6 protein-coding genes and 4 pseudogenes are annotated in these 11767 nt (G+C 42.8%); 6 read left to right on the plus strand and 4 right to left on the minus strand.

What is annotated here, in order from left to right:
- Positions 1–488: type I restriction enzyme endonuclease domain-containing protein (locus B9T16_RS20145; RefSeq protein ID WP_410245601.1), on the plus strand; the 488-nt coding region annotated here is incomplete at its 5' end.
- A 334-nt stretch (positions 489–822) separates the two neighbouring features.
- Here the strand turns inward: B9T16_RS20145 and dnaA are convergent.
- Positions 823–2184, minus strand: a pseudogene (dnaA, locus tag B9T16_RS20150) (chromosomal replication initiator protein DnaA).
- A gap of 149 nt (positions 2185–2333) precedes the next feature.
- On the opposite strand from dnaA, the gene B9T16_RS20155 reads away from it, so the two are divergent.
- The 4 genes from B9T16_RS20155 to B9T16_RS20170 are packed head-to-tail and all read left to right on the plus strand — an operon-like array spanning position 2334 to position 5416.
- Positions 2334–3620, plus strand: coding sequence for an HhoA/HhoB/HtrA family serine endopeptidase (locus tag B9T16_RS20155; protein WP_410245602.1), 1287 nt, complete (start codon positions 2334–2336; stop codon positions 3618–3620).
- A gap of 39 nt (positions 3621–3659) precedes the next feature.
- Positions 3660–4193, plus strand: coding sequence for a peptide deformylase (gene def, locus B9T16_RS20160; protein ID WP_006618874.1), 534 nt, complete (start codon positions 3660–3662; stop codon positions 4191–4193).
- A 23-nt stretch (positions 4194–4216) separates the two neighbouring features.
- A complete protein-coding gene (locus B9T16_RS20165; protein WP_006618875.1) occupies positions 4217–4786 on the plus strand; it encodes a TerD family protein in 570 nt (189 codons plus the stop codon).
- Between the two features lie 30 nt (positions 4787–4816).
- Entirely contained in the window at positions 4817–5416 is a 600-nt protein-coding gene (locus B9T16_RS20170; RefSeq protein ID WP_006618876.1) for a TerD family protein, read from the plus strand.
- Between the two features lie 84 nt (positions 5417–5500).
- Here the strand turns inward: B9T16_RS20170 and B9T16_RS20175 are convergent, their stop codons facing one another.
- The 3 genes and pseudogenes from B9T16_RS20175 to B9T16_RS20185 form a co-directional block, all read right to left on the minus strand.
- A complete protein-coding gene (locus B9T16_RS20175; protein ID WP_410245603.1) occupies positions 5501–10696 on the minus strand; it encodes a protein kinase domain-containing protein in 5196 nt (1731 codons plus the stop codon).
- A gap of 207 nt (positions 10697–10903) precedes the next feature.
- Positions 10904–11017 (minus strand): annotated as a pseudogene (locus B9T16_RS20180) (pentapeptide repeat-containing protein); the annotation flags it as partial.
- A pseudogene (locus B9T16_RS20185) lies at positions 11018–11152 on the minus strand (pentapeptide repeat-containing protein); the annotation flags it as partial.
- 238 nt (positions 11153–11390) lie between these two features.
- On the opposite strand from B9T16_RS20185, the pseudogene B9T16_RS20190 reads away from it, so the two are divergent.
- Positions 11391–11767 (plus strand): annotated as a pseudogene (locus B9T16_RS20190) (HEAT repeat domain-containing protein); the annotation flags it as partial.

Raw genomic sequence — 11767 nt, forward strand, 5'->3', positions numbered from 1 at the left:
AACGCCTACTCAGGGAGGAAATTAAGGCACAGCACCGCACTAACATTGTCCAGAGTCGCAAACTGGCAGAAATGCTAGAAGATGCCCTGAAACGCTACAGAAACCAGGTGATTGGTGTAACTGAGGTTTTGCAAGAACTGATCGAAATAGGCAAGGATGTTCAAGCAGCCAAGCATCGAGGGGAAGAATTAGGGCTAGAACCTTACGAACTCGCGTTCTATGATGCTTTAGCCCAAAATGACAGCGCCCGAGATGTGATGGGTCAAGAGAATTTACGAAAACTGGCGATCGCTTTAGTCGCTCGTGTCCGCCGCAACGCTTCCATTGACTGGAACATTAAGGAAAACGTCCGCTCCCGCATGAAGATTATGGTTAAACGCCTTCTCCGACAATATGGCTATCCTCCAGATATGCAGGCTATGGCGGTTGAACTTGTACTAGAACAAGCCAAGGTTTTTACTGAGTTTGAGATGGAAACTAGGCATTAAGGCTGTTGAACCAGCTATCAGGTGTCGGTAAGGTCTTAACTGCTAGGTCTCAAGATTGTGATTCCTACCATCCCAACTTCTCCAAATAAAAAGGCATAGAAATGTGAATTTCTCCCATTATTTCCCAAGTCAACATACCAATACGGAGATTTTAAACAGCCATAAATTCATGCAGGAATGTTAATTTAAAAGCCATAAAAATAAGCCAAAGTCCGGTTCCCACTTCTACCCAAAAACGCCCCGTATCTAGGGCATCGGAAAAGGTGTAATCCCCAATCCGCGAAATTACCGGGGAGGATTTACAACTGATTTGCTACGAGTGGTTCTACCCGACTTAACGACTGTTTAAATTAATGCGATCGCTTAACTGTTGGAGAATCTGATGCAGTTCTGAATCGCGATCGCGGCGTTTGGTAATCTTTTCGCAGCCATACATAACCGTTGTATGATCTTTGCCTCCAAACACTTCCCCAATCTTAGGTAAACTCAGATCCGTATGCTGTCGCATCAAATACATCCCCACCTGACGAGCTAAACTAATTTCTCGGCGGCGAGAATGACCTTTTAAATCCTCCACCGATACCTTAAACTTCTCCGCGACGGCTTGAATAACAATTTCTGGGGATGACTCAGACCTCTGTTCTTTGGGGGTTAAAACCGCCGCAATATTCTCCACAGTCATGGGAAGACTGGAAATAGAAATATAAGCCACCGCCCGAATTAACGCCCCTTCTAACTCCCGAATATTCGAGGTGTAGTTAGTCGCAATATACTCAATCACCGCTGGAGGGAGTCGCATATTTTCATACTCAGCCTTTTTCTGAAGAATAGCCATCCGGGTCTCTAAATCAGGGGGTTGAATATCCGCTACCAACCCCATGGAAAACCGAGAACATAGGCGATCCTGCAATCCGGAAATTTTCGTCGGTGGGCGATCGGAAGCTAAGACAATTTGTTTCCCCGCCTCATGGAGAGTGTTAAAAGTATGGAAAAACTCTTCCTGGGTGTACTCCTTCCCCTCAATAAACTGGATATCATCCACTAACAAGACATCAGCGGCTCGGTAATGGTCGCGAAAACTCTGCATACTGTCGCGGCGGATCGCGGTAATTAAATCATTAGTAAACTTTTCTGTAGACACATAAAAAACACGAGCTAATGGATTAATTTCTAGGCGGTAATGACCGATCGCCTGCATTAAATGAGTTTTTCCCAAACCCACCCCCCCACAGAGAAACAAAGGGTTAAACTCACGTCCGGGAGACTCCGCTACCGCCAGAGACGCAGCATGAGCCAAACGACTCCCCGCCCCCACCACAAACTGGGAAAACATATATTTAGAATTAAGATGAGGGGGTTTATGGACGGTGGGGACTACTTCCCCTACGGTATCTAACCCACTCGATGACACCCTAGGACTGTGATGGTCGATGGTAACTAATTCTCCGGTTCCGGTGGTGATACAAATTTCCAGGCGATCGCCTAAAATATCTTGCACGACATCTGCGATGATCTCCCGATAGTGCTTTTGTAACCAATTACAGGCGAAGGGGTTAGCTGTGCTAATTACTAGACAATGGTTTTCTAGGCTAGTGGCGATCGCCGTTTTAATCCAGGTGTTGTATGTGGGCTCCCCAAGCTGTAGCTGGAGACGTTCGAGAACTTGATTCCATAACTATTCAAGAGAAATATCCACGGCTTACCAAAATTAAAGATTTGCTCCGGCGATTCTGCCAGAGCTGGCAAAAATCATGTTAGATTGGGACAAAGTGCCTGATCATGACGGGAAGTTGGTATCAGATGCTAACCCCGCACAGCCCCCTACTAAATTATATTTGAGTCATTATGACTGATACCACTAGAAAAGGCTTTTGGAAACACCCTATTATCTATTTTCTGTTTTTGCTGATTGGCGGGACCGGAGCGATAATGGGCGATCGCTGGCTACAGACCCAATTGGGCAACAATGTTAATCCTAATGGCGAAACAGCTTCTCAGGTCGGTTCCCCAGATCGGACTGATATGGGTATCCCAGAAACTAGATCCCAACCGAGAGTTAACGCGCCTAATTGGTTTAATAACTCCTTTAATCCCTCCCCTGATCAAACCTCTAACTTTATTGTAGAGGCAGTCGATAAGGTGGGTCCGGCGGTGGTGAGAATTAATGCTTCTCGGCGGGTCAGTCGCGATCGTTTTGATGATTCTCTCCCTAGGGATTTCTTTGGCGGGTTGGGCCCCCCTCGTGGTATGCGTCCCCCTAGCGATCGCTTTGAGGAAGGCACTGGCTCTGGGTTTATTTTATCTCCTGATGGTCACATTCTCACCAATAGCCATGTCGTCGAAGGCACTGATACCGTGCAGGTTATACTAAAAGATGGTCGCCGCTATGATGGTCGGGTGTTGGGTACTGATTCGGTCACAGATGTAGCCGTTATTAAAATTGACGCGACCGATTTACCCATTGTCACTATCGGAAATTCTGAAACACTCTCCCCCGGAGAATGGGCGATCGCCATTGGAAACCCCCTCGGACTTGATAACTCCGTAACCGTCGGAATTATTAGCGCTACAGGACGTTCTAGCACTGATGTGGGTGTTCCTGACAAGCGCATTGGATTCATCCAAACTGATGCTGCTATTAACCCTGGTAATTCTGGCGGTCCCCTGCTGAATGCTAAGGGAGAGGTCATTGGGATGAATACAGCCATCATCAGCGGCGCTCAGGGGTTGGGATTTGCGATTCCCATTAATCATGCTCAACAAATTGCTCAACAGTTAATCACTTCCGGTCGCGCTGAACACGCCTATTTGGGAATTGAAATGGTCACTCTCACCGAAAGATTCCGCCAAGAACTCCAAAATACCCAAGGTTTGCCATTTGCTATTCCTGACACTGATGGGGTATTAATTGTGAACGTCGTATCTGGTTCCCCGGCTGACATAGCCGGACTGCAAGCGGGAGATGTGATTCTCAATCTTGACCAACAAACTATTAAAACATCTGAAAGAGTGCAGCAAATTGTACAAAGTAAGACTGTAGGGAGTATACTACAGATTGAGGTGAATCGCAACGGAAGTTCCCGGATCTTGCAAGTGAAAACGGGGAACTTGCCATCTCAAACAACTGGCTAAACGGTTCTACCTCGGTTTGTGAATTTGGGAGACACTACTATGGCAGATATACTCGCGGTTACTCAGTTAGGCGACCCGGTGCTGCGTGACCATGCTCAACCTGTTGCTAATATATGGGAACCACGCATTCAATCTCTGATTGATGATTTAATGGCAACCGTGATTGAAAAAAATGGCGTGGGTATTGCTGCGCCACAGGTGGGATATAGCGATCGTATCTTAGTCATCGCTTCCCGTCCTAGTATCCGCTATCCAGCAGCACCCGAAATGGAACCCACTGCTATGATTAATCCGAAAATCATCGGTAAATCTGATGAAATGGTGGCTGACTGGGAAGGTTGTTTGAGTGTTCCGGGAATTCGGGGAATTGTGAACCGTTATCAGGCGATCGAAGTTGAATATACCAGCCGAGACGGTCATCTTGAACACCGAGAACTAACTGGGTTTGTCGCTCGTATTTTTCAGCATGAATATGACCACTTAGAAGGGATCATATTTTTGGATAGGGTAGCAGATTCCCATAGCATGATGACAGAAGACGAATATCAGAAACGCATTGTTTTTCAAAGCTAAATTTAGTTCAAGGAGAAGCGAATATGTCAGTCAACATTAAAAAAGGTGAACGGATTAATCTCGCCAAAGAGTCCCCCGGACTGGAAAAAGTCGGAATGGGTTTAGGATGGGATATCAACGCTACTGATACCGGGGTGGATTTTGATTTAGATGCTTCCGTGTTTATGTTAGCCAGCAATGGCAAAATCCCCCAAGATGAATACTTTGTATTTTACAATAATTTGAATTCCCCAGATGGCTCAGTGCGCCATTTAGGAGATAATCGCACCGGGTCGGGAAGTGGTGATGACGAGGTTGTGGAAATTGATCTAACTCAGGTTAATTCTGCTATTGAAGAATTGATTTTTGTAGTGACCATTCATGATGCTGACCAACGGCGACAAAATTTCGGTCAAGTCCGCAATTCCTATATCCGTATTTATGACCAGCAAACTAATACCGAGATTGCTAAGTATGACCTAGAAGAAGACTTTTCTCGGGAAACCGCCGTCGAATTTGGCAGGTTATATAATAAAAATGGTGAATGGCGATTTCATGCAGTTGGACAGGGATATAATGAGGGATTGCAAAGTTTCGTAGATAAATACGTTTAAATTCCGTCATCAAAACTTGGAGATTTAACCATGGGTATTAACCTGAAAAAAGGACAAAGTATTGTCCTTGATAAAAGTAAATATGACCTATCTAATGTGATGATGGGTTTGGGATGGGATGTAGCAGAATCTAAGGGTTTTTTGGGTAATTTATTCGGAGGAGGTGCTGATTTTGATTTAGATGCTTATGCTATCTTACTCTCGGATAGTAACAAAATCGGCAATTATAAAGATGATGTGATTTATTATGGTCATTTAAAGTCTAGTGATGGCACAATTTACCATTCTGGAGACAACTTAACTGGGGAGGGAGAAGGGGATGATGAGTGTATTTTTATGCGTTTAAATTCCATCGCAGATAGGTACAGCCGCATTATTCTTGGGGTAAGTATTTACCAAGCTAAAACTCGCCAACAGCATTTTGGTCAGGTAGAAAATGCTTTTGTCAGGGTCGTAGATGCTAGGGGTGAAGAAATGGCTTTATATAACCTCTCAGCAGACCCTTCATACGACCAAAAAATTTCTATGTTGATGGGGGAACTTTACCGAGACAATGATAAATGGAAATTTACGGCTTTGGGTACTCCCCTCAATCAAGATTTAAGTGGGGTTGTTAAACACTTCATGTAGACCGATTCTCACCCTACACCAAAGCCTCAATTTTAGGAAACTCTAAGGGAGGGGAAAACGGTAAATTGAGACAATTAGGTAATCCTATTGATAGCGGAGTTGTTCCCAGCAACGATTCAAGTAAATTCTAGCGACCCTATCATCAGGATTTTCAGATAAACAATCCTGAAATCCCTGTTTAGCTTCTGAGGTATGGTTGAGATAATAAAGGAATAGGGAACGCTCAAATAATACCTTAGTTGCTAACTTTTTGGCGTGTAATTCTGGGGGGTCAGCATCAAAGAACTCGTAAACTGTTACCGCATCAGTTTTCCCCTTCACTTTCACTCTGTCAATAATCCTAAAGGCGTATTGATTAGGGTCATCTAATCCCATTAAGGTTTGGTGGGTAATTAGCAAGGAGACGCTGTAATTTTTGGTGAGACTCTCAATGCGAGCCGCCAAATTAACCGCATCTCCAATAACGGTGCTATCCATGCGATTGCGACCACCAACAGTTCCCAGCATGAGGGTTCCTGTATGAATACCTACGCCAATGCGGATAGGTCGCCTTCCGGGTCTACTACGGGTCAAATTATACTCACTTAATTGTTTGAGCATAGCAATTCCCGCCTGAACTGCGTGGTCTGGTTTTTCACCAAATAAAGCCATAATTCCATCGCCAATATATTTATCAATGAAACCATAGTTATCTACAATTTCTGGTTCCATACGGCTTAAAAAAGCATTGATAAACTTAAAACTATCCTCTGGTGTCATACCCTCGGATAAACTGGTAAAGTCTCGGATATCAGAAAATAAAATTGACATTTCTTTCTGAACAGCAGTTCCTAGTTTAACTTCGACTAAACTTTCATAACCTAAGCAGGAAAGAAACTGATGGGGTACAAACCGACCCGCAGCGTCTGTCATTTCAAATTCAGCATCTAAGGCTTTGTCTAAATTGCGATTTAATTCGGAGAGTTCATTTAATAACTCTAATCGCTCTTTTTCGGCGATTTTGCGTGAGGTGATATCTTCTAATAGTCCCTCATAGTAGAGTAAATCACCTGCTTTATTTCGGACGGCTCTGGCGGTTTCAGAAATCCAGATTTTGCTACCATCTTTCCGATAAAACTGACATTCAAAGTTAGAGACTTCTCCGTTTTCTCTGATTAATGTTTCAAAGGTTTGGCGGTCGTCGGGATTAACATATATTTGCTGGGAAATATCATCACAGCTGTTGATGATATCCTCTGGAGACTGATAACCCAATATCCTAGCCATGGCGGGATTTGCACGCAGATATTTACCATCTATGGTACTCTGAAATAAGCCATCTAAGGCATTTTCAAAAATGCTGCGATATCGTTCCTCAGCTTCTCGGAGAGCGATTTCCCGTTGTTGTTGTTCGGTAATATCTTGAAAGGCAATAATTGCATAGATTAAATCACCTTCTGCGTTATAGTAGGGAGTTACCCAACTTTCTATAGGGATTAATTTATCGCCTTGATTAATTTCCAGAAAATTAGCGATCGCCTTTTTTTCTTGATGGATATCAACCGCATTGGTACTGTCTACAGAACCATCTACAAATGGCTGTAGCATGGGTAAAAATTCATCACAAATATCACCGATTTTAAGCTGTTTATTAAGTAATTGTTTGGCTTGTTGATTGATATATTGTAACTTCCCCAAACTATCAACTACAGCCACACCAACTGGCATTCCTTCCAAAAATTGAGTCATGCGTCGTTCACCTTCCCGAATTTTCGAGTAAAGTCGAGCATTACCAATAGAAATAGCAGCTTGAGAAAATAAAACATTGAGAATTTGTAGTCTTTCTGAGGTAAAAGCACCGGAAATTAAATTATTTTCTAGATATAAAATACCCACCAAATTGCCGCGATGATAAATCGGCATACACAACAGAGATAATAGTTTATTCTGCTGTAAATATTCATCCTCTGGCGGCTTCATAAAATCACGGCTAACATTATCAAAAATGACAGGTTTTTCCGTAGACATGACCAACTCGATAATCCCCTGAGACAATTGTTGACTACTGGTGATAGGGATAGATTCTAACACTGATATAACTTGAATTTTGCCGGGATTTGTATGGGTAGAGTTTGATGTAGATATCATATCACAAATGGCTACCCCTTCTATAGCCAAATTGGATAAGCGATCGCCTAAAATAATACAACACTTTTGCGCGCCAGCAGTCTCTAATAGCACTTGCATTAACTTAGACAATAGCTGTTTTAAATCGATTTCTCCAGACAATGCTTGGGAAGCTCTAATGGTAGTAGACAAATCCAAAACATCTGCACCGGTACTACTAGAAATAATGGTTTCTGTAGCTCCTAAATACTGTGATTTATGGCGAGTAAGAAGAGGTTTTAACAGTTGAAAATAACCTGATTCTAGCAGTTTTATTTTAGCGGATGCTTGCCAATTTGCATAACCATAATAGGCATCAATTAAATAAGTCCGAGCAATTTTGTGGCGTTCCCAGTCTAAATAAAACAGTGCGGCTAGTTCATTGGCTACTGCTAACTCGCGGTTATGACCATTTTGATGAGCTAATTCCACGGCGCGGTCATAGGCTTCGATCGCCTGAAGACGGTCTCCTAAAACTCGATATTTTTCAGCTTCTACCAACTCCCATAAATGCCTAAAGTTTTGAGGTGCGGATACACAAAAAGATTGCAGAATATCCTGATTATTCCTAACGGTTTCCCAAAGTTCTGGCGGTGGTGGATGAATGGCTAATTGAATTAAGGAATCATAGGCATAAAATAGGACTTTTGACACCACACAAATTAGGTTATTGACATGATTTCTGGCTAATTGTGCATACTCCCAACCCCTAGGAAAGTCTCTCAAAATATAAGCAACCATTAAGCGATCGAGATAATCATTAAAGGTTAATATGTCTTCTGATGAGTTCGCCAACCACTCTTCTACAGTCAAAGTACCCTGGAGGGTATTAATGGCTGGAGTAGGACTCAAAGAACCTAATTCAACTCCGGTTAAATAAGCCAAGGGGGGTAACTGTTCAGGAGGTAAACAAGAACGCCAATTAGCTAGGGACTCGCGGCGAGGTATAATCCCTTGATTAACCCATTGTAACACCTGGGATTTTAAGGGTATAAAATCTAACTTAGGCAGCCATTTCAAGGCTAATTTACCATAAGTATATCCCCTATCTACATCTCCTGATTCTGTCAAGATTAAACCTGTGGCGGCGTAGGCTACAGCCAGGCGATCGCTTATTCCCAAATCCACTGATAAGTTGAGCATTTCCAAGCCAATAAGCCGCGCCATTTGGGGGTAATAACGGCGACTAGCTTCCCAAATTAATGACAGTAAATGTACTGCAAAGCGCCGGGGATTATCGGCTTGATTATCATTAAATAATCCCCCATAATTATCAGACTCAACCGGAGACAAATCAGATAAATCACTCAATTTATCCAGCGCTTGTTGTAATCTCTCCTCACTTGGATAAAGGGGAATTTCCACCCCCAACTGTGTACATAAATTAATGGTATTAATAATCGGTGTCTGGGATTCATTTTTATCAAGGTCTATCAATATTTTTAATTMCCAGGCTTTTACCTGATCWGCCAGAGTTTGAGCTTCCGCCAAAATGCGATCGCACCATTGACTCATCTGTTCCTCATTACCCACTAAATAAGCCACCCTTGCTGCTTCGGTATAAAGTGCTAAAGTAAGTTCATATTGTCTTGTCCATCCCTCCACACCAATTAAACCGATACCCACCATCAGATATCCGATCGCTTGAGGGTAATTGTGCTGATTTACAGCTAAAAATCCAGCCGTTAAATTGAGTTCTGCTAACTTATCCTTTTCCGACTGTTCCCCAATTAAATCTACACCTAAATTTAGCTGATTTACCACCATAAAATGTAATGTTTTACCCTGAACATCAAAGGGTTTTTCTGTCAGATATGGGTAAAGCCGTCTGCCTAATTCTAGGTGGATAGCAGGTCGTTGGTTAGGGAGAATTTGGTGATAAGCAGCAGCGCGGATACTAGGGTTAACAAAACCATAGCAGTTTGCCGTTACTAACTCAATTAAATTAGCGGCGATCGCCTCAGTCAAAAGCGCTCCCATTTGAGCTGGTGAGACCTGAGAAGCCCTCAATAAAATATCCCAGGCGAATTCATTCCCCAAACAAGCAGCCTGCTGTAATAGCCGTTGAGTTAAGGGATTTAACCGTTGCAATTTTTCGTCAACCTCCGACTGCGTATGAGCGTCTAAAGATAGGTGTTTTGTCAGTTCGACAAACCTAAATTTTATCAAATTATCAGGGGAACTTGCATAGGGAACACCCAGCTTAATAGATGTCTGTTGGTTGTCGATTTCCCATTGTGTCTTCGCCTCTACCAAATCCATATAGATACCCCAAGCAGTTTGATATCTATCTTCAGGATTTTTCGCCATTAATTTCAGAATCATATCACTAATAATTAACGGGATTTCTGGCTTAATCAAATGGGGAGGTTGAGGTTGTTTGGCAATATGGGCGTGAACAAACGACATGGGGTTATTGTATTTAAAAGGTAATTTTCCAGTTAATAACTCATAGAAAGTCACCCCCAGAGAATAAAAATCTGTCCGATGATCAACGCCTCGATTAATGCGTCCAGTTTGTTCGGGAGCAATATAAGCCGGAGTCCCTTCTAAGGCTTTATTATGATGTGGTAAAAGTACATTATCTGAGAGTCTAATCGAAATGCTAAAGTCAATCAACTGAATAGCTAAAGTAATTGGGTCAATCAGCAAATTTTGAGGCTTAATATCCCGGTGGATAATTTGGCGACGGTGTAGACCATCAAGAATTTGCACAATAGCCGTGGCGACAGTCAAAAATTTGGGGATATCCAGGGGATACTCATAGATATATTCAGCCAAGGAAATCAACCCATCATCAGCCATAATTAAGGCTAATCCATTACCGTAGGGTTGCAGAGTTAATATATTAACAATTCCTGGTAATCCTTTCAGGTATTGGGCGATAGTATATTGGTGGCGAAATTTCTCCAGTTCATTAGCGCTAGGATAGCGATCGTGTAATAATTTAATTACCACAGGTTGGCGATCGCCACTAATCAAACCACGATAAACAGCAGTACTCGAGCCGTTGTAGATAAGATCGAGAACTTCATACCCTGGTATTTGAACTGTTGGTTTGGAGGCTTCCATCTGATTTCGGCTCACCTTCCGACTGGTAGAGTTAGTTACCATCTCAACCTGCAAATTAGCCATTAAATTTATGCTGCTATATTTCCCATTGTCCCCGTCAAGCTGTTCCCTAGCTGATTAACAACTATTCACAGTTGTTAACTTTTAACCCTGAATTAGTAAACCGATAAATGGGCGAAGACAACCCCCAATCAGTAACAATAGCCGCCACTTTGAGGTAATGGGGAAAGCCGAAAGTTGACCAGAAAAGCACTTACAGGTTTAGGCGGATCATCTGTGAATTTCACTATTGGGTATCATAGCCTTTTTGAGATAAGTTATGATCAGCCCAGTTTCGGTAAAATCAGCATCCGTGAGGTTAACTCCCTTGAGATTAGCATGACTTTAATTAGCTCCTCCAAGTTGACACCCCTTTAGGATAGCGTGACTTAAATCAACCCGTGTTAGGTCTGTTGGTTTGGCTTTCGGTAAATCAGCAGCTTTGAGATTAGTATTATATAACCTGGTTTGGCGTAGATTTGCCTAATGTAGGGAAGCATAACTTAAAATTAGCCCCCACTAAACCAGGCTTATGTCAGGAGGCCCTTATAGATGGGGGTTGATTAGCGATCGCCCCAATAATTCGCTAGTATGGGGTAGGGTGCATCAACCGCAAGGAGCCACAAAAATGTTACCATTAAGCCCAGATTGGCGATCGCAGTCGTCTGATCAGGCCAAAGCGTAAAGCAGCTCTTAGTTATCACCCCATTTAAGTTTCATGGCTTTTGATCCTTTAATTTTATTTCTGTGGCTGAGTTTAACTGGGTCGGGATTAGTTGCTGCTAGTCCTAGTCAGAGTTTGACCGTCGCACAACAGCCGAGGGAGACCAATCAGATAATATCCCCATCTCCCTTGGTAGCCACTACAAATTCTCAAGGTCTGCTTCTAGCACAGGAAAATAGTAACGGCAATGGTAATGGGGGCAACTCCTATAGTTTCCCAAAAGCCCTGATTATCTTGGGAGTTGGTGGGGTAATTATCACAGGTGGGGCCGTATTTATTCTAATTCGCCTTCTAGCTACCCCTGATTTAGACCAAGAGTCCTACGAAACTACCCAACCACAACCAGATCCCGAAATTTACCCCGCCAACCA

Origin of the sequence: Arthrospira sp. PCC 8006, from assembly GCF_046480465.1 — a bacterium.
GTDB classification, from domain to species: domain Bacteria; phylum Cyanobacteriota; class Cyanobacteriia; order Cyanobacteriales; family Microcoleaceae; genus Limnospira; species Limnospira platensis.

Coding starts and splice junctions, on each gene's coding strand:
- B9T16_RS20155 (WP_410245602.1), top strand. CDS start 2,334: ATGACTGATACCACTAGAAAAGGCTTTTGGAAACACCCTATTATCTAT.
- B9T16_RS20170 (WP_006618876.1), top strand. CDS start 4,817: ATGGGTATTAACCTGAAAAAAGGACAAAGTATTGTCCTTGATAAAAGT.
- def (WP_006618874.1), top strand. CDS start 3,660: ATGGCAGATATACTCGCGGTTACTCAGTTAGGCGACCCGGTGCTGCGT.
- B9T16_RS20165 (WP_006618875.1), top strand. CDS start 4,217: ATGTCAGTCAACATTAAAAAAGGTGAACGGATTAATCTCGCCAAAGAG.